The following is a 19,556-nucleotide window of genomic DNA, read 5'->3' as shown; positions in this document are numbered from 1 at the left end:
GATGGAGAGCATGCACGACCTGCCCGCCGCCCAGGCGATGCGCCAGGCGACGGCCACGGGCCGCCGCCTCACGGCGCGCTGGGCGCGGGCGCCGCGGGCCCAGGACGCCCTGACGGCCCTGAGCTGCGTGGCCCTGATGAGCCTGGACATCCCCGGCCTTGCCGAGGCGGACAACTCGCTCAACGGCCCGCTCGCCGCGCTGGTCCTCGCGCTCGGCGCGGCCTCCCTGATGGTGCGCCGCTCGGCGCCGTGGGTGACGTACGCGGTCGCGCTCGTCCTGCTCTCCTGGCTGCACGAGCTGACGCTGGCGCAGTTCGCGCTGTACTCCCTGGGCAGGTACCGGGGGCGGCTCGCCGGTGCGGTCGGGGTGCTCGGCTATGTGGTGTTCGCGTACGTCATGTTCAACCTCCCCGGCTGGCCGGTGCACCGGGGCGACAGCCTGAGCTCGTTCCTCAGCCTGGTCGTCCCGATCGGCGTCCTCGCGGCGGGTGTGGGGGTCGCGGCCAACCGGCAGGACCTCGTCAGGGCGCTGCAGGCGCAGCGTGCCGAGACGGAGGCGCTGCAGGCGGTGCAGCGGGAGCGGTCCCGTATCGCGCGGGACGTGCACGACTTCGTGGGCCGTGAGCTGACGCTGCTGAGCGTGCGCTCGCAGGTGCTCGCGCGGCGGGCCGCGGGCGGGGACTTCGAGGACGGCTTCGAGGAGCTCTCCGACACGGCCCGGTCGGCGCATCGGATGCTGAACGAGATCATCGTCCAGCGGGGTGTGGACGGTGCGCCCACGCCCGGACTCGACGCGCTGCCCGCGCTGGTCGCGGCGAGCGAGCGGGCCGGGAGCCCGGTCGATCTCCTCGTGGACCCGGCGGCGTACCGGCTTTCGCCGATCCGGCAGGCGGCGGTGCATCGGGTGGTGCAGGAGTGCCTGACCAACGCCGCCAAGCACGCGCCGGGGGAGCGGGTGGACGTCCGTGTGCGCCTCGCCGATGGGGAGCTGCGGGTCCGCGTGCGCAACGCGCTGCCCGGCACCGTGCCGGTGGCGCCGCCGGTGTCCTCCGGGACGGGGACGGCGGGGATGGCGGAGCGGGTCCACACGGTGGGCGGCACCTTCTCGGCGGGCCCGAGCGAAGCGACGTACGAGGCCGTGGCGACACTGCCGGCGGGCGCTTAGCCCTTTCAAGGGCGGCTACGCCGCCGTCATCACCCGCTCGAGCCCGTCGAAGTCCTCCACGCACTTTCCGCAGCCCAGCGCCACGCTGTCCAGGGGGTCGTCCGCCGTGAACACCGGGATTCCCGTGGCCGAGGCCATGCGGAGGTCGAGGCCGGGGAGGAGGGCGCCGCCGCCGGTCAGGACTATGCCGTGTTCCATGACGTCGCCGGACAGCTCCGGCGGGCACTCCTCCAGGGTCGCCCGAACCGCGGAGATGATCGCCTCCACCGGCTCGTCCAGAGCCGCCCGCACCTCCCGCACCGTCAGCTCCACCGTCTTCGGCAGGCCGCCCACCTTCTCGCGCCCCCGCACCGTGAAGGTCCGCGATGCGAAGGCGGCCGAGTCCTCGCCGGGTACCGGCCACGCCGAGCCGATCGCGACCTTGATGTCCTCCGCGGTCCGCTCACCGATGAGCAGCGTGTGCTCCTTGCGGACGAAGTCCGTGATCGCGGCGTCGAGCCGGTCGCCCCCGACCCGCAGCGACCGCGCCGTGACGACCCCGCCCAGGGAGATGACGGCCACCTCCGTCGTCCCGCCCCCGATGTCGACCACCATCGAGCCCCGCGGCTCCCCGACCGGCAGCCCCGCCCCGATCGCCGCGGCCATCGGCTCCTCCACCAGATGCACGGCCCGCGCCCCCGCCCGCTGCGAGGCGTGCACGATCGCCCGCCGCTCGACGGGCGTGACCCCGCTCGGCACGCACACGACCATCCGCGTACGGGGACGGCGCCCCGGCACCGCCTTGCGCACGAAGTGCCTGATCATCTCCTCGGCGGCTTCGTAGTCGCTGATCACGCCGTCCCGAAGGGGCCGGATCGCGGTGATGGACCCCGGCGTACGCCCGATCGTCTCCTTGGCCTCCGTGCCGACCGCGAGGGCCGTACGCGCCCCCTCCTTGACGGCCACCACGGACGGTTCGTTGAGCACGATGCCCTGACCGCGGACGTAGAGAAGGGTGTTCGCTGTGCCGAGGTCGATGCCTATGTCCATGATCGCCAAGTTTGCCCGGCGATCGAGGAGATGGGCGGGACCTTGGTCCTGAATCGGTGGGGACCAAAGTCCTGACAGGTCCCGAGCGGCTCCCGGGCAGGTCCCTACGGCGGCTGTCAGCGGCGCTCCGTAGACTGGGGTGTGTGAGTGACCTCCCCCAGCACGACGGCCCGCAAGACAACGACGACAACGACGGTTTCGACGAGATCGTCGCCGCCGAGACCGACCGCGACCCCGACCTCGCGGTGATCGAGGCCGGCAGCCGCACCCTGCGCACCCAGGCGGGTCCGCCGCAGGGCGACATCCCCGCCAGGCCCACCGACCCGGAGGTGGACAAGGCGCTGCGCGAGGTCGAGACGGAGCTGGCGAGCCGCTGGGGAGAGACGAAGCTGGAGCCCTCCGTCAGCCGTATCTCGGCGCTGATGGACGTCTTGGGCGAGCCCCAGCGCGCGTACCCGTCGATCCACATCACCGGCACGAACGGCAAGACGTCCACGGCCCGCATGATCGAGGCCCTGTTCTCCGCCTTCGAGCTGCGCACCGGGCGTTACACCTCGCCCCACGTCCAGTCGATCACCGAGCGGATCAGCCTGGACGGCGCCCCCATCGAGGCCGAGCGCTTCGTGGAGACGTACAACGACATCAAGCCGTACGTGGAGATGGTCGACTCCCAGCAGGAGTACAGGCTCTCCTTCTTCGAGGTCCTCACCGGCATGGCGTACGCGGCCTTCGCGGACGCCCCCGTGGACGTGGCCGTCGTCGAGGTCGGCATGGGCGGCAGCTGGGACGCGACGAACGTGATCGACGGCTCGGTCGCCGTCGTCACGCCCATCGACCTGGACCACACGGACCGCCTGGGCTCCACGCCCGGCGAGATCGCCAAGGAGAAGGCCGGCATCATCAAGCCGGACGCGACGGTGATCCTGGCCCAGCAGCCGGTGGACGCGGCGCAGGTGCTCCTGAAGAAGGCCGTCGAGGTCGACGCGACGGTCGCCCGCGAGGGCCTGGAGTTCGGTGTGGTCTCCCGTCAGGTGGCGGTCGGCGGCCAGCTCCTGACGCTGCGTGGGCTCGGCGGGGAGTACGAGGAAGTCTTTCTGCCGCTCCACGGTGCGTACCAAGCACACAACGCCGCCGTCGCGCTCGCCGCCGTGGAGGCGTTCTTCGGCATCGGCTCGCAGCACGCGCGCCCGCTCGACATCGACACCATCCGCAAGGCCTTCGCCTCGGTCTCATCGCCGGGCCGCCTGGAGGTCGTGCGCACCTCGCCGACGGTCGTCCTGGACGCCGCGCACAATCCGGCGGGCGCCCGCGCCACCGCCGAGGCGATCAGCGAGGTCTTCGACTTCAGCCGGCTCATCGGCGTGGTCGCCGCGAGCGACGGCAAGGACATGAAGGGGCTGCTCGAAGCCTTCGAGCCGATCTTCGCCGAGGTCGTCATCACGCAGAACTCCAGCCATCGCGCGATGGACGCGGACGAACTGGCCGGGATCGCCGTCGAGGTCTTCGGCGACGACCGCGTCCAGGTCGAGCCGCGCCTGCCGGACGCGCTGGAAGCCGCGATCACCCTCGCCGAGGAAGAGGGGGAGTATGCGGGCGGTGGCATCCTGGTCACCGGCTCCGTCATCACGGTCGGCGAGGCCCGACTGCTCCTGGGGAGGGGCTGAATCCTGTGCGTACGCTCTGTGCTTCGACGCTGATCGGCGAGTTCTTCATCATCGGCTTCGCCGGTCTGGTCGCCATGAAGGAGCCGGACCTGTCCATGGGCATGGTCTGGACGGTCAGCGGCATCGCGATGCTGCTGTGTGTGCTGCTGTGCGGAATGATCACCCGGCCCGGCGGACTGCAGCTCGGCTGGGCCCTGCAGATCGGGCTGATCGCGAGCGGGTTCGTCGTGCCGCTGATGTTCTTCCTGGGCGGATCGTTCGCCGTGCTGTGGTGGGCGTCGATCCACTTCGGCAGGAAGATCGACGAGGCGAAGGCCAGGTTCGCCGCAGCGGCCGAGGCGGAAGCCGGGGCCGAGGCCGGGGCCTGAGGTAACGCGGCGTAGTGGGCCCCGGTATCGTGCCGGGCATCCCACGTCATAGACACATGCGTAGATAACTGCTTGGAGCCGCACATGACCCAGCGCACTCTCGTCCTGCTCAAGCCCGACGCCGTCCGGCGCGGACTGGTCGGCGAGATCATCGGCCGTATCGAGCGCAAGGCGGGCTGGACGATCTCCGCGCTCGAGCTGCGCTCGCTCGACCAGGAGACGCTGGAGCAGCACTACGGCGAGCACAAGGGCAAGCCGTTCTACGAGCCGCTGGTCGACTTCATGTCCTCAGGGCCGGTCGTCGTGCTCGTAGTCGAGGGCGAGCGTGTCATCGAGGGCGTGCGTGCCCTGGCGGGTCCGACCGACCCGATCGCCGCCGCCCCCGGCTCCATCCGCGGCGACTTCGGCACCATCGTCCGGGAGAACCTGATCCACGCATCGGACTCCGAGGACTCCGCCGAGCGTGAGCTGAAGCTCTTCTTCCCGGGTGTCGCGTAGCCCGGAGCGTCCCGGAGCGTCCCGGAGCGTCCCGGAGCGTAAAGAATCTCGTAAATACTTCTGACGCTGAGTCAGCAGGGTGCTCGCCCTGACCAGGGGTGGCCGAGGAAAAATCGGCCGCCCCTTGGCATATGCACCCCCATTGGGGGAACCCGTGCCTCCGATGGCACGTCTCCAGAAGCGGGACGGCTCATCATCTGCTGACAATGGCGAAGACCCTAGCGCTGTGTTCGTGCAGGCGAGACTACGATGGAAGACTCCACGCCACACAGCACCCACCTCGCCTACCTAAAAAGCCATCAGACGCTCCAGGGAAGGCCAGACGCATCCTCATGGGGAACAACATGTCGTTCATCGGCCGTGACATGGCTGTCGACCTCGGGACCGCCAACACGCTGGTGTACGTCAGGGGTCGGGGGATCGTTCTCAACGAACCGTCCGTCGTCGCGATCAACACCAACACCGGTGGCATCCTCGCTGTCGGCGCCGAAGCCAAGAAGATGATCGGCCGCACGCCGGGCAACATCGTCGCCGTGCGTCCGCTGAAGGACGGCGTCATCGCCGACTTCGAGATCACCGAGCGGATGCTCCGCTACTTCATCCTGAAGATCCACAAGCGGCGCTATCTCGCCCGCCCGCGGGTCGTCGTCTGTGTGCCATCCGGCATCACCGGAGTCGAGCGCCGCGCCGTCATCGAGGCCTCCTCGCAGGCCGGTGCGCGCCAGGTGCACATCATCGAGGAGCCCATGGCCGCGGCCATCGGCTCCGGCCTGCCGGTCCACGAGGCCACCGGCAACATGGTGGTCGACATCGGCGGCGGCACCACCGAGGTCGCCGTCATCTCGCTCGGCGGAATCGTCACGGCGCAGTCGATCCGCGTCGCGGGCGACGAGCTGGACAACGCGATCATCCAGCACATCAAGAAGGAGTACTCCCTCCTCCTCGGCGAGCGCACGGCCGAGCAGATCAAGATCACCATCGGTTCGGCGTACGACATGGACGCCGACGAGCACACCGAGATCCGCGGCCGGGACCTGGTCTCCGGGCTGCCCAAGACCGTTGTCATCTCCGCCGCCGAGGTCCGCAAGGCCATCGAGGAGCCGGTCAACGCGATCGTCGACGCGGTCAAGACGACCCTCGACAAGTGCCCGCCGGAGCTGTCCGGCGACGTCATGGACCGCGGCATCGTTCTCACGGGTGGCGGCGCCCTGCTGCGCGGCCTGGACGAGCGCCTCCGTCGCGAGACGGGCATGCCGATCCACATCGCCGAGGACCCGCTGGACAGCGTGGCGCTCGGCTCAGGCAAGTGCGTCGAGGAGTTCGAGGCGTTGCAGCAGGTGCTTGACGCCCAGCCGCGCAGATGATCTGACGCGCAGAGGTCCGCCGTACGAGTGCCTGCCATCTCGTGCGGCGGATCGTTGATATAGAGGCAAGACATAACAATTCCGCGGCGCCCGCAGACGCCGCGGATTCCGATTGCTTAGATTTGTGCAGAGTTACGCACACGTGCTCCGCACAGTTGCTCAGAATGCCAAGGATTTCCAACTGAGGAAGGCACGGCCGCCGCACGTGAGGGACACACGAGAGAGCCGGCTGCTCCTGGTGCTGCTGATCGCCATCGCGTTCGCTTTGATCACGGTGGACATCCGCGGTGGCGAGGACTCGCCGGTCGACGGTGCCCGCCAGGCCGCCGCCACGGTCTTCGGCCCGGTCGAGGACGGGGTGTCCTCCGCCGTCGACCCGATCGGCAACGCCATCGGCGCGGTCCGGGACTCCGGCGACCGGCATGACCGGATCGCCGAACTCGAGCGTCAGAACGCCGCGTTGAAGGCGAAGCTCGGCAGCGACGACCGCAACCGCAGCCGGGTCAGACAGCTGGACAGCATGCTGAAGAAGGCCGGCGCAGGCCAGTACGGCATCAAGGGCGCCGAGGTCATCGGCATAGGAGCGGCCCAGGGATTCTCCTGGACCGTGACGATCGACGCGGGCGCCAACGACGGAATCAAGCGCGACATGACCGTCCTGAACGGCGACGGCCTGGTCGGCCGCGTCACCACGGTCGGCCCCGGCACCGCGACCGTCCTGCTCGCCAACGACCCCGACTTCACCGTCGGCACCCGCATGGAGAAGACCGACGAGCTCGGCTTCGCCACCGGACAGGGCGACCGCCCGCTCTCGGTGCAGATGCTCAACGGCAAGGCGAAGGTCAAGAAGGGGGACCGGCTCGTCACCTTCGGCTCGCAGGCCGACAAGCCGTTCGTGCCGGGCGTCCCGGTCGGCGAGGTGGTCCGCGTCGACCCGTCGGGCGGCGACCTGACGCGCAACATCTACATCAAGCCGTACGTCGGCTTCACCAAGCTGGACATCGTCGGCGTCGTCGTCGAAGCGCCCCGCGAGGACCCGCGCGACACGGTCCTGCCGTCGAAGCCCGCCAAGCCCAAGCCGACGCCCACGGTGACCGTCACGGCCACCCCGTCGGGGCAACCCCCGGCCGACGGCGTCGACGACGGCAACGAGCAGTAGGAGATCCGGACCCATGCGCTTCAACCGAATCCTGCTCTCCACCACCCTGGTCGTCGTGGCCCTGGTCATCCAGGTCAGCGTCCTGGCCCGACTGCAACTGCCGGGCGCCGTCCCGGACTTGGTGCTGCTCACCGTGCTCGGCCTCGCCCTGGTCTACGGCCATGTGGGCGGCGCCCTCATCGGCTTCGGCGCCGGGCTGCTCTCCGATCTCGCGCCGCCCGCCGACCACGCCGCCGGACGGTACGCCCTGGTGCTCTGCGTCGTCGGCTATCTCGCGGGCCTGGCCAAGCCGGAGACCGGACGGCTCCGGTCCGCCAGCGGCCCGCTCGTCGTGGTCGTCGGCGCCGCCATCGGATCGACGCTGCTCTACGCGGGCGTGGGCGCCCTCGTCGGGGACACCGCCGCCCGCCATGTGGGCCTGGGCGGGCTGCTGTTCACGGCCGCCCTGTACGACCTGCTGCTCGCGCCGTTCACGGTGCCGCTGATCATCGCGCTCGCCCGGCGTGCCGAGAACGATCCGCTGGGGGAGAGCTCCTCCGGCACCAAGGCCACCGACGTCTCGGCCGGCTGGCTCTCCTCCGGGACGGGCCTGCGCATCGGCAACCAGCGCGGCGGCGGCCTGCGGATGAAGGCGGCCAAGGCCCGTGTCGCGCGCGCCGGACGGATCAAGGGGGTCAAGCGCCTGTGAGGGCACGGAACGTCAGGCCCGGCTTCAGCCTCAGGGGAGGGGAGAAGTGACCAACGCCCACCCGTCGCCCACCACCACCCTTTCAACGAATGGGCTGCGCCCATGACAAACATTCCTGAGACCGGACGGACCCCACGGGTCCAGATCCGCCTCATCGTCATCCAGATCCTCGTACTCTCCCTCCTCCTCACCCTCGGCGGCCGCCTCTGGTATCTCCAGATCCGCAACGGCGAGGAGTACGCGGAGGAAGCCTCCGGCAACCACGTCCAGCAGGTCGTCGATCCCGCCGTACGCGGCTCGATCCTCGACGCCCGGGGCGTCCCGATCGCCGACAACCAGACCCGTCTGGTCGTCTCCGCGTCCCGCACGGACCTGATGAAGATGGAGGACGACGGCAAGTCGGCCCTCACCAAGCTCGCCGGCGTTCTCGGCATGAGCCCCAAGGACGTCTTCGACAAGGTCCGCCTCTGCGACTCCAAGACGCCGCAGCCCTGCTGGAACGGCTCGCCCTACCAGCCGATCCCGATCACGGACGAGGCCTCGCCCAAGCAGGCCCTCCAGATCCGCGAGCGCGCCGAGGACTTCCCCGGCATCACCGCCGAGCCCACCGCCGTACGCCGCTACTCCGGGCCCGGCAAGTCCAACACCGCGCAGGTGCTCGGCTACCTCTCGCCCGTCACCGACGACGAGATCACCAAGGCCAAGGACACCGACTCGCCCTTCCTCCGCTCCGACCAGGTCGGCCGCTCCGGCCTGGAGCGGACCTACGACGCGCAGCTGCGCGGCAAGGCGGGCGTCACCCGCTACGAGGTCGACAACCTCGGCCGCGTCATCGGCAAGGCCAAGGCGGACCCGGCCGAGCCCGGCTCGAACGTCGTCACCAGCATCGACGCGCGCGTGCAGGCCCTGTCCGAGTACTGGCTCAACGACGCGATGAAGAAGGCCCGCCAGGAGTTCGACAAGAACACCAGCGAGAACTACAAGGCCGACGCGGGCGCCGTCGTCGTCATGGAGAACAAGACAGGACGCATCGTCTCCATGGCCTCCAACCCGGACTACGACCCGAACGCCTGGGTCGGCGGCATCTCCGGCAAGGACTACACGCAGCTCACCGGCAAGAAGTCCAACTACCCGCTCCTGAACCGCGCCATCCAGGGCCAGGCGGCCCCCGGCTCGATCTTCAAGGTCATCCCGACGACCGCCGCGGTCAACGCGGGCTACGACTTCAACGGGCGCTACCCCTGCCCCAGTTCGTACTCCATCGGCGGCCAGACCTTCAAGAACTTCGAGTCCCAGGGCCATGGCTCCATCACCCTCGGCCAGGCCCTCGAGGTCTCCTGCGACACCGTCTTCTACAAGCTCTCGCACGACCAGTGGTCCAAGGACGGCGGCAACAAGCCGAAGAAGGACGCCAAGGACTGGTTCTACAAGACGGCCCACCAGTTCGGCCTCGGGGAGGAGACCGGCGTCGACCTGCCCAACGAGGTCAGCGGCCGCGTCCCGGACCGCCAGTGGAAGAAGGACTACTGGAAGGCCAACAAGGACGGCTGGTGCAAGCAGGGCAAGAAGGACGGCGACTACGTCCAGAAGATCGCGTACGAGAACTGCCTCGAAGGCATGAAGATGCGCGCCGGTGACTCCGTCAACTACTCGATCGGCCAGGGCGACACCCTCGTCACCCCGATCCAGATGGCGACCATCTACTCCGCGATCGCCAACGGCGGCACCCTCTACGACCCCACCGTCGGCAAGGCGATCGTCAGCGCCGACGGCAAGCGGGTCGAGGAGATCGCGCCGAAGTCGCACGGCAAGCTGCCCATGAACGAGAAGACGCGCACCGACATAGACGGTGCCCTCGCCGACGTGGCGACCAAGGGAACGGCCGCCTGGCGGTTCGGCGGCTGGCCGCAGGACAAGATCCCGATGCACGCCAAGACGGGTACGGCGGAGGTCTACGGCAAGCAGACCACCTCGTGGTTCGCGACGTACACCAAGGACTACTCGATCGTGATGACGATCTCCCAGGGTGGTACGGGTTCCGGTGCGTCGGGACCCGCCGTCCGCAAGATCTACGACGGCATCTACGGCCTGGACGACAGCGGCAACCAGGACCTCAAGAAGGCCCTGCTGCCGCAGCCGCAGAAGAGCCTGCCGAAGATCGAGAAGGACGGCTCGATCGACCCCCCGAAGATCAAGCCGTACAAGCCGGAGGCCCCCAAGCCGCCGAAGGAAACAGAGGAACTGGCGGGCCCGCCCGCGACCGGGAGGCGTGACTAGTGGCCGGCAACAATGGCTTCTCCGTCTCCGGCTACGGGCCCGAGCGCTCCAGGACGTCGATGGCACGCCTGCTCGCCCGCGACTCGCTGGTGCGCAGGCTCGACTGGCCGATACTGCTCTCGGCACTCGCGCTCTCCGTCATCGGCGCCGCGCTCGTCTACTCGGCGACCCGCAACCGCACGGAGCTGGTCGGCGACGACCCCTACGCCTTCCTGCTCAAGCACCTCCTGAACATCGGCATCGGCCTCACCTTGATGGCGGGCACGATCTGGCTCGGCCACCGCACCCTGCGCACGGCCGTGCCGATCCTCTACGGCATCTCCGTCTTCCTCGTCCTGCTCGTCCTGACCCCGCTCGGCGCGACCATCAACGGCGCGCACGCGTGGATCGTGGTCGGCGGCGGCTTCTCGCTGCAGCCCTCCGAGTTCGTGAAGATCACGATCATCCTGGGCATGGCGATGCTGCTCGCGGCGCGCGTCGACGCGGGTGACCGGGTCCACCCCGACCACCGCACGGTCGTCCAGGCCCTCGGCCTGGCCGCCGTACCGATAATGATCGTGCTCCTCATGCCCGACCTCGGGTCGGTCATGGTGATGGCGATGATCGTGCTCGGCGTGCTGCTCGCCTCCGGCGCCTCCAACCGCTGGGTCTTCGGCCTCCTCGGCACGGGCGCGGCGGGCGCGGTCGCCGTCTGGCAGCTCGGCGTCCTGGACGACTACCAGATCGCCCGCTTCGCGGCCTTCGCCAACCCCGCGCTCGACCCGGCGGGCGTCGGCTACAACACCAACCAGGCGCGCATCGCGATCGGCTCCGGCGGCCTGACCGGCACCGGCCTCTTCAAGGGCTCGCAGACGACCGGCCAGTTCGTGCCCGAGCAGCAGACGGACTTCGTCTTCACCGTCGCGGGCGAGGAGCTCGGCTTCGCGGGCGCGGGCCTCATCCTGGTCCTGCTCGGCGTGCTGCTCTGGCGTGCCTGCCGCATCGCCCGCGAGACGACCGAGCTGTACGGCACGATCGTCGCGGCCGGGATCATCGCCTGGTTCGCCTTCCAGGCCTTCGAGAACATCGGGATGACGCTCGGCATCATGCCGGTGGCGGGTCTGCCCCTGCCCTTTGTCTCGTACGGAGGGTCATCGATGTTCGCGGTCTGGGTGGCCGTCGGGCTGCTGCAGTCGATCAAGGTGCAGCGGCCCTTGTCGGCGTAGCGCTGCCGTGGGGCTGCCCAGCGCCCGGGATCCCGTCTAGATTCGGTTCATGGGGCAGACGAAGCGGGAGATCGAGCGGAAGTACGACGTCGCGGCGCCGCACCCGGCGCTGCCCGACCTGACCGGCGTCGCCGGGATCGCGAACGTCGTCGACAAGGGGGTCGTCGACCTGGACGCCGTCTACTGGGACACGGCGGATCAGCTCCTGCTCGCCGACTCGATCACGCTGCGCCGCCGGACGGGCGGCGACGACGCGGGCTGGCACCTGAAACTGCCGGTGTCGCTCGCGGAGGGCGTACGGGACGAGGTCCGTGCACCCCTGTCCGACTCCGTTCCGCGCGCGCTGTCCGGTCTTGTACGCTCCCGGGTCCGCGAGGCCGAACTCGTCCCCGTAGTACGCCTGTTGTCAGCGCGGGACCTGCGCCATCTCGTCGACGACAAGGGCGCACTGCTCGCCGAGCTCAGCATCGACCGCGTACGGGCCGAGCGGCTCACCGAGGGCGGCGGCACCGCCGAGTGGGCCGAGATCGAGGTCGAGCTGGCGGACGACGCGGACCCCACGCTGCTCGACAAGGTCGAGAAGAAGCTGCGCAAGGCAGGGGTGGAGCGGTCGACGTCGACGTCGAAGCTGGGCAAGGCGGTCGCGGCGACGGCGCCGAAGGGACGTAAGGCCAAGAAGTCCGGGAAGAAGGGCGAGGCCTTCGCGGGCGTCGACGTCCCCGAAACCGCCGGCGACCACGTCCTCGCCTACCTCCGCGCCCAGCGCGACGCCCTCATCTCCCTCGACCCCGCCGTGCGCCGCGACCTGCCGGACTCCGTGCACCAGATGCGGGTCGCCACGCGCCGCATGCGCAGCGCCTTCCGCACGTACGGAAAGATCGTCGAACGCACCGTCACCGACCCGATCGGCGACGAGCTGAAGTGGCTCGCGGGCGAGCTCGGCGTCGACCGCGACCAGGAGGTCCTGACCGAGCGGCTCACGGCCCGCATCTCCGCGCTGCCCAGGACGCTCCTCCTGGGCCCGGTACGCGGCCGCCTGCGCATCTGGACCGCCGCCCGCCGCAGCGGCTCGCGGCGCAGGACCGTCGCCGTGCTCGACGGGAAGCGGTACCTGGCGCTCCTGGAGTCCGTCGACGCGCTGCTCGCCGACCCCCCGCTGCGCAAGGCCGCCGCCGCACCCCCGGCCGACGCCCTCCCCAAGGCGGTCCTGAAGGACTACGACCGTCTCGCGGCCCGCATCGAGCACGCCCTCGCGCTGCCGCCCGGCGGGGAGCGCGACCTGGCGATGCACGAGGCCCGCAAGGCCGCCAAGCGCGCCCGGTACGCGGGCGAGGCGGCGACGCCCGCGCTCGGCAGGCCCGCCAAGCGGTTCGCCCGGCGCGCGAAGGACGTACAGAGCGTGCTCGGCGACCACCAGGACAGCGTGGTGGCCCGCGAGGCGCTGCGGAACCTGGCGATCCAGGCCCACGCGGCGGGCGAGACCGCGTTCACGTGGGGGCTCCTGTACGGCCAGGAGGAGGCCACCGCCGCCGAACGCGAGCGGGAGCTGCCGGAGGTGTGGGCCCGGGCCTCGCGGCCGAAACTTGGGCGGCGCTGAGCGGCTGAGCGCCGCGGGGTGACCGCATGGGAGGCTGATCGTTTTATCGGCGTACGGCTGCTCCGCCGACGCGGAGGTGTTCCGGACCGGGACGCGTGCGATGTGCGCTGGGCCCTGTGTTCCCCGCCGCTGCGGGGGGTTTTCCCGCCGTGCGAGGGGCGGCTCTCAACCGGGTTACGCTTGTGAGTCGCCCCCCTGCCAGCTCACGAAAGTCGCGAGATGCCTGTCGAGTCGGTCTTCCCACAGCTCGAAGCTCTGCTCCCGCATGTGCAGAAGCCCATCCAGTACGTCGGCGGTGAGCTCAACTCCACTGTCAAGCCGTGGGACAGCTGCGACGTCCGCTGGGCGCTCATGTACCCCGACGCGTACGAGGTCGGGCTGCCCAATCAGGGCGTCATGATCCTCTACGAGGTACTGAACGAGCGCGAGGGTGTCCTCGCCGAGCGCACGTACAGCGTGTGGCCGGACCTCGAGGAGCTGATGCGGGAGCACAAGGTCCCGCAGTTCACCGTGGACAGCCACCGTCCCGTCGGCGCCTTCGACGTCTTCGGGCTCAGCTTCTCCACCGAGCTCGGTTACACGAACATGCTCACGGCCCTGGACCTGGCGGGCATCCCGCTGGAGGCCAAGGACCGCACCATCGACGACCCGATCGTCCTGGCCGGCGGCCACGCGGCCTTCAACCCCGAGCCGATCGCCCAGTTCATCGACTGCGCGGTCATCGGCGACGGCGAGCAGGCCGTGCTCGACATGACGGCGATCATCCGCGAGTGGAAGGCCGAGGGCCGCCCCGGCGGCCGCGAGGAAGTCCTCTTCCGCCTTGCGCGCACCGGTTCGGTGTACGTCCCCGGGTTCTACGACGTCGAGTACCTCCCGGACGGGCGGATCGGCCGCGTCGTACCGAACAAGTCGGGCGTCCCGTGGCGCGTGTCCAAGCACACGGTCATGGACCTGGACGAGTGGCCCTACCCCAAGCAGCCTCTCGTGCCGCTCGCGGAGACCGTCCACGAGCGCATGTCCGTCGAGATCTTCCGCGGCTGCACCCGCGGCTGCCGCTTCTGCCAGGCCGGCATGATCACGCGCCCCGTGCGGGAGCGAAGCATCACCGGCATCGGCGACATGGTGGAGAAGGGCCTGAAGGCGACCGGCTTCGAAGAGGTCGGGCTGCTCTCCCTCTCCTCCGCGGATCACACCGAGATCGCCGACGTCGCCAAGGGCCTCGCGGACCGGTACGAGGAGGACAAGATCGGCCTGTCCCTCCCCTCGACCCGCGTCGACGCGTTCAACATCGACCTGGCGAACGAGCTGACGAGGAACGGCCGCCGCTCCGGCCTGACGTTCGCCCCCGAGGGCGGCTCCGAGCGCATCCGCAAGGTCATCAACAAGATGGTCTCCGAGGACGACCTCATCCGGACCGTCTCCACGGCGTACGGCAACGGCTGGCGTCAGGTGAAGCTGTACTTCATGTGCGGCCTGCCCACCGAGACCGACGACGACGTGCTGCAGATCGCCGACATGGCGACCCGCGTCATCGCCGAGGGCCGCAAGGTCTCCGGCCAGAACGACATCCGCTGCACGGTCTCCATCGGCGGTTTCGTGCCCAAGCCGCACACGCCCTTCCAGTGGGCCCCGCAGCTGTCGGCCGAGGAGACGGACGCCCGGCTCACCAAGCTGCGCGACAAGATCCGCGGCGACAAGAAGTACGGCCGCTCGATCGGCTTCCGCTACCACGACGGCAAGCCCGGCATCGTCGAGGGCCTGCTCTCGCGCGGTGACCGCCGCATCGGCTCCGTCATCCGCGCCGTGTACGAGGACGGCGGCCGCTTCGACGGCTGGCGCGAGCACTTCAGCTACGACCGCTGGATGGCCTGCGCCGAGAAGACGCTGCCCGACTTCGGCGTGGACGTCGACTGGTACACGACGCGTGAGCGCACGTACGAGGAAGTCCTGCCCTGGGACCACCTGGACTCCGGTCTCGACAAGGACTGGCTCTGGGACGACTGGCAGGACTCGCTCGACGAGACCGAGGTCGAGGACTGCCGCTGGACCCCGTGCTTCGACTGCGGCGTATGCCCGCAGATGCAGACCGAGATCCAGATCGGCCCGACCGGCAAGAAGCTGCTGCCGCTGACGGTGGCCACGCCCAAGACCAGCGAAAACATCGGCTGACGAGAGCGACGCGTCGGGGCGGCTCGCTGAGGCTGAGGGGCCGCACCGACGCGCGGGAGCCCGGCGGGCGGCTTCGGCCTTTGGGATCGCTGGGCTTGGTGTGCCCCCATACGGTGGCGTGACTGGTCGTCAGACGGCCGCCGTACGGGGGTCGCACCCGGGTAGGTGGGTAGGCCCGGGTGATGCGCAGAAGGGGCGACCGCACCGGCATTGCCCTCACGGCAAGGGCGGGGGATCTCACCGTGGCGGTCTTGGGGACCTACTGCCCGGGATTTGCTACTCGCTGACGCTGTATCGCCCAGCCTTCGTCATCACGGTACAGCCCGTGCTCCGTGCCGGTGGTCGCCGTCGGCTTTCCCCAATTGTTCCCGCCGAACTGCTCGACGGCGAACTTGACCCCCTTCCCCAGAAACCCGCCGGTGTTGCTGCCCAGCTGCCCGTCGATAGCTTCCTTGTTCCACTGGGAATTGGGATGGTTCGGTCCCTCGGTGTAGCCGAAGTCATGCTGGAGAGCCGCGCTGGTCAGCCGCTGCGGGCCAAACCTGTCGGGATACATGGTCGTGCCGTTCTCGCTGGAGAACGTCCTCTGCAGGGGAAGCCACTCGTTCCCCTTCTGGCTGAGGACATGATTCCGCAGCTGCATGAACTGATCATTGGGCAGCGACTGGATATGGTCGTACAACCCGTGTGAAATCTTCGCGCCAGGGTTCTCCTGGGTCGGGACGCCGGGCCCGGGTGTGTAGGCGCCCTCATCGGCCCAGTTCCCCGCCTTGTTCCACAAGGAACTGGCCGTATCCCACACCTTGCTGTCCCGGAACCAATCGAGGTTGCGCCCCTCTCGCCTTCCGTCGGTGGCTCCGCTGGATGGGGCTGAGGTCTGCTGTCCAGCCCCCGGCGGGACTGTGGGCTGGAGGGGGCGTGCGCCTGCGGGCAGCGTCTGGTTCCGCTGTCCCGCGCCCGGCGCGGCGATGCCCGGCATGCGCGCCGATTGGCCCTGCCCGCCCGGTATGCCTGTCGGCATGCCCGGGATGCGTGCTGATTGGCTCGGTCCGCCTGGCATGGTGGTCGGTTCGCCCGGCGTGCTCGGTGTGCCCGCGGACTGCCCCGGCGTGCTCGGTGTGCCCGCGGACTGCCCCGGCGTGCCCGGTGTGCCCGCGGACTGCCCCGGCGTGCCCGGTGTGCCTGCGGACTGCCCCGGTGTGCCCGGTGTGCCTGCGGACTGCCCCGGCGTGCCCGGTGTGCCCGAGGACTGCCCCGGCATGCCTGCCGATTGGCCCTGCCCGCCCGGCATGCCTGTCGGCATGCCCGGGATGCGTGCTGATTGGCTCGGTCCGCCTGGCATGGTGGTCGGTTCGCCCGGCGTGCTCGGTGTGCCCGCGGGCCCCGGTGTGCCTGCCGGCATCCCCGGTATGCCCGCGGACTGCCCCGGTCCGCCTGGCATGCGTGCCGACTGGCCTGGTCCGCCCGGTCCACCTGGCATTCCCGGGGTGCGCGGCGTGCCTGTGGGCTGACCCGGGGTGCCTGCCGACTGGCCCGGTCCGCCCGGGATGCCCGCCGATTGGCCCGGCCCGCCCGGCGTGTCCGCCGACTCGCCCGGCGTGGTCTGCGGTGTCTGCTTCTCGGCCTCCGGTGTGGCTGTGGGCTTTTCGGCGTCGGGTGTGGCTGGTGTGGGCTTTTCGGTGTCGGGTGCGGTCTGCTGGTTCCGCTGGGGCAGGTCGTTCAGGTCGAGGAATCGTGGGGTTCCGCCACGGGGTGTGGACGGTGTCTGCTTCTCGGCCTCCGGTGTGGCTGTGGACTTCTCGGCCTCCGGTGTGGCTGGTGTGGGCTTTTCGGCGTCGGGTGCGGCCGGTGTCTGCTTCTCGGCGTCCGGCGCGGCCGGTGCCTGCTGCTGCGTTTCCGGAGCTTGCTGCTCTGTCTCCGGTGCCTGCTGCTGCGTCTCCGGAGCTTGCTGCTCTGTCTCCGGTGCCTGCTGCGCCATCTCCGGTGCCTGCTGCGCCATCTCCGGAGCTTGCTGCTCCATCTCCGGAGCCTGGTCAGGCATGCTGACCTGCGGCTCCTCGGCGCCGGACATGTCCATCTCGTCGGCACTGGCCGCGCCGACGGCGACGCCCATGGCCGCGATGCTGAGCCCCGCGGTTGTGAGCCCCTTGGCGACCGGTCTTGGCAGTCCGGACGACTTCTTGCGATGCTTGCCCATGACGGTGTCTCCCATGCACTTTCGTGTGGTGAAGGGGCTCAACGCTCATTTCGAGTCCAGCCGAAATGGGCAGCCGGAAAGCCCTGCGCATGCAGGGCCGCTGCGTAAACCCCATTTGTCGCGCGGCAAAGCGGCTTCTCGCTTGCCGAATTGCGTGAGCGATCCTTGCCCGGTCGATCGGGGCCCGTCCTCCACCCGCCGGAGGATCACGCGCGGTCTTTTGTCCCGCCGCGCGTGGCCGTTTCTGGAATCGCCAACCGCTGATGCCGCGACCGCGCATGGCGTCGGAGGCGCCGCGAACACGACCTGCGAGCTTGCCCTTCAAGGCATCGCAAGATCCCCTGACCCGGCCGACGCCGCCCGCATGAGGTGCTGTCTCCGTGCTGTCGGGCTCAACGGAGGTCATTCCTCAAGACGACGCCAGGGACCATCGTTCGTCTGAAGACCCGGTCCAGTACGCGGCCGCACCGCGTGCTCGCTTCTGCGCTGGTGCGAGATCACGCTCGGGCTGATGAGCCTCAGAGCGGCAGTGGCTGCGTTCGCGACGGATATCTGCACAGGCCCGGTGACCGTGTCTCCGTCGGATGGAAGCGCCAGGTCTGCTTCTGCCTGCTCAGCCTCGACTGCGTAGGCCTTCTGGGCGGTCGTCGTCCGCGTTCCAGTACATTTGCCCGTGTCAGAGAACGTAGCGTTCGGATTGGGCTGTTCTTCCATGTGCCCGCAGATGCAGACCGAGATGCAGATCGAGATGCAGATCGAGATGCAGACCGAGATCCAGATCGGCCCGACCGGCAAGAAGCCGCTTCCGCTGACGGTCGTGAAGTAGATGAGGCAGCCGGGGCCGGTGGCCGGAGCGGGGCCTCGACTCGTCCCGCCCACCGGCCTCGTGCGTCTCTCCTTCGTCGCCGCGATGGAGGAGTTCCGCGCCGAGGGGCGCGGCGGCCCGGACGACGACACGACGCTCGGCCGGACCCTGCGCGACTACGGCGACAAGTGGCACGACCCGGTGGTCTTCGAGCGCTACGTCAGCGAAGTCCACGCCGCCGCCCGCCCAGTCGAGCCGCTCTCCGTCCCCGTGACGACCCTCTGGTACGCGGACGGTGCCGACTACTTCGGCCGCCTCACCATCCGGCACAACGTCGGCACGCGCTTCCTGCGCGAGTACGGCGGCCACATCGGCTACGACGTACGCCCCACCGCCCGTCGCCGCGGCCACGCCACGGCGATGCTGATCGACTGCCTGCCGTACGCCCGTGAACTGGGCCTGGAATCAGTCCTGGTGACCTGCGACACCGACAACACCGGTTCGCGCAAGGTGATCGAGGCCGCGGGCGGCGTCTTCGAGGACCAGCGGGGCGGCAAGCTCCGCTACTGGATCCGGACCGGCCGCGAGTCGAACCAGCATCCGAACTGACGCGTCTAGGACGGCATGGACCTGGAAAAGCGGACTCCGCCGCCAGAGCGTGAGCCGGAACTGCCGACGGCGCCCGCGCCGGACTCGAGGCAGGCCGAGGGCTGCCTCGCGGTCGCGATCCGCGTTCCCGTGCGGATCGTCGTCCTGGTGCTCGTCGTCCCGGTGCGCCTCCTGTGGGACGCGCTCGCCGCCTGCGGACGCTTCGTGTACCTCAGAGGGCTGCGGCCCGTGGGGCGCGCCTTCGCCTGGCTGGGGCGGACACTGATCGTGACGCCGCTCGACTGGCTGAACGAGTACGTCTTCACGCCGGTCGCGCGCGGCATCGGCATCGCCACGGTGTGGCTGTTCAAGGCGCTGTTCGTGTGGCCGTGGGTGGGTCTCTGGCGGTATGTGGTGGTGCCGGTGGGGCGGGGTCTTGCCTGGCTGGGGCGGATGCTCGTCGTCGTACCCGCCGTGTGGTTGTACGCGTCCGTCCTCACCCCGCTCGGGCACGCCATCGCCTGGTGTGTGCGGGGCATCGGAGCCGCGCTCGTGTGGCTGGGGCGGATGCTCGTCGTCGTACCCGCCATGTGGTTGTACGCGTCCGTCCTCACCCCGATCGGGCACGCCATCGCCTGGCTCGCACGGGCGATCGGTGCCGGGCTCGCGGCGACGGGGCGCGGCATCGGCGTCGGCGCGGTGTGGCTGTTCAAGGCGCTGTTCGTGTGGCCGTGGGTGGGTCTTTGGCGGTATGTGGTGGTGCCGGTGGGGCGGGGTCTTGCC

Annotated in this window: 14 protein-coding genes and 1 pseudogene; 13 read left to right on the top strand and 2 right to left on the bottom strand. The window is 69.7% G+C overall.

What is annotated here, in order from left to right:
• The first annotated feature begins 10 nt into the window (after positions 1–10).
• Positions 11–1,165: a histidine kinase gene (locus tag E2651_RS20250; RefSeq protein WP_135332582.1), complete on the top strand. Its 1,155-nt coding sequence runs from the start codon at positions 11–13 to the stop codon at positions 1,163–1,165.
• Positions 1,166–1,180: 15 nt separating this feature from the next.
• On the opposite strand, the gene E2651_RS20245 is transcribed toward E2651_RS20250, so the two are convergent.
• Entirely contained in the window at positions 1,181–2,194 is a 1,014-nt protein-coding gene (locus tag E2651_RS20245; RefSeq protein ID WP_167828842.1) for a rod shape-determining protein, read from the bottom strand.
• A 143-nt stretch (positions 2,195–2,337) separates the two neighbouring features.
• Between E2651_RS20245 and E2651_RS20240 the strand changes: the two genes are divergently transcribed.
• From E2651_RS20240 to E2651_RS20195, 10 genes are all read left to right on the top strand, one after another.
• The gene (locus E2651_RS20240; RefSeq protein ID WP_135332580.1) at positions 2,338–3,858 is read left to right on the top strand and encodes a folylpolyglutamate synthase/dihydrofolate synthase family protein; all 1,521 of its coding nucleotides are present in this window, start codon (positions 2,338–2,340) and stop codon (positions 3,856–3,858) included.
• Between the two features lie 5 nt (positions 3,859–3,863).
• Positions 3,864–4,226, top strand: coding sequence for a DUF4233 domain-containing protein (locus E2651_RS20235; RefSeq protein WP_135332579.1), 363 nt, complete (start codon positions 3,864–3,866; stop codon positions 4,224–4,226).
• Between the two features lie 84 nt (positions 4,227–4,310).
• On the top strand, positions 4,311–4,724 hold the full coding sequence (gene ndk / locus E2651_RS20230; protein ID WP_135332578.1) for a nucleoside-diphosphate kinase: 414 nt from the start codon (positions 4,311–4,313) through the stop codon (positions 4,722–4,724).
• 344 nt (positions 4,725–5,068) lie between these two features.
• Positions 5,069–6,088 carry a rod shape-determining protein gene (locus tag E2651_RS20225; RefSeq protein ID WP_030362602.1) on the top strand — a complete coding sequence of 340 codons (1,020 nt, stop codon included), beginning with the start codon at positions 5,069–5,071 and terminating at the stop codon, positions 6,086–6,088.
• Positions 6,089–6,293: 205 nt separating this feature from the next.
• Complete coding sequence (gene mreC, locus E2651_RS20220) at positions 6,294–7,247, top strand: rod shape-determining protein MreC (protein ID WP_135332577.1); 954 nt, start codon at positions 6,294–6,296, stop codon at positions 7,245–7,247.
• A 13-nt stretch (positions 7,248–7,260) separates the two neighbouring features.
• On the top strand, positions 7,261–7,935 hold the full coding sequence (gene mreD / locus E2651_RS20215) for a rod shape-determining protein MreD (RefSeq protein WP_135332576.1): 675 nt from the start codon (positions 7,261–7,263) through the stop codon (positions 7,933–7,935).
• Between the two features lie 102 nt (positions 7,936–8,037).
• Positions 8,038–10,212, top strand: a complete 2,175-nt coding sequence (mrdA, locus tag E2651_RS20210; RefSeq protein ID WP_135332575.1) for a penicillin-binding protein 2 — start codon at positions 8,038–8,040, stop codon at positions 10,210–10,212.
• Positions 10,212–11,417: a rod shape-determining protein RodA gene (gene rodA / locus E2651_RS20205; RefSeq protein WP_135332574.1), complete on the top strand. Its 1,206-nt coding sequence runs from the start codon at positions 10,212–10,214 to the stop codon at positions 11,415–11,417. The genes mrdA and rodA overlap by 1 nt, the downstream gene beginning before the upstream one ends.
• A 49-nt stretch (positions 11,418–11,466) precedes the next feature.
• On the top strand, positions 11,467–13,014 hold the full coding sequence (locus tag E2651_RS20200) for a CYTH and CHAD domain-containing protein (protein ID WP_135332573.1): 1,548 nt from the start codon (positions 11,467–11,469) through the stop codon (positions 13,012–13,014).
• Between the two features lie 219 nt (positions 13,015–13,233).
• A complete protein-coding gene (locus tag E2651_RS20195) occupies positions 13,234–15,183 on the top strand; it encodes a TIGR03960 family B12-binding radical SAM protein (RefSeq protein WP_135332572.1) in 1,950 nt (649 codons plus the stop codon).
• A gap of 259 nt (positions 15,184–15,442) precedes the next feature.
• Here E2651_RS20195 and E2651_RS20190 read toward each other — a convergent pair whose 3' ends face one another.
• Positions 15,443–17,395 carry a hypothetical protein gene (locus E2651_RS20190; RefSeq protein ID WP_135332571.1) on the bottom strand — a complete coding sequence of 651 codons (1,953 nt, stop codon included), beginning with the start codon at positions 17,393–17,395 and terminating at the stop codon, positions 15,443–15,445.
• An 895-nt stretch (positions 17,396–18,290) separates the two neighbouring features.
• On the opposite strand from E2651_RS20190, the gene E2651_RS20185 reads away from it, so the two are divergent.
• Together E2651_RS20185 and E2651_RS20180 are read left to right on the top strand one after the other, a co-directional pair.
• Positions 18,291–18,794 carry a GNAT family N-acetyltransferase gene (locus tag E2651_RS20185; protein WP_135332588.1) on the top strand — a complete coding sequence of 168 codons (504 nt, stop codon included), beginning with the start codon at positions 18,291–18,293 and terminating at the stop codon, positions 18,792–18,794.
• A gap of 15 nt (positions 18,795–18,809) precedes the next feature.
• A pseudogene (locus E2651_RS20180) lies at positions 18,810–19,556 on the top strand (hypothetical protein); the annotation flags it as partial.

The organism is Streptomyces sp. MZ04, from assembly GCF_004684775.1.
In the GTDB taxonomy this organism is placed as follows: Bacteria; Actinomycetota; Actinomycetes; order Streptomycetales; family Streptomycetaceae; genus Streptomyces.
This window is presented reverse-complemented; position numbering and strand designations above follow the sequence as displayed.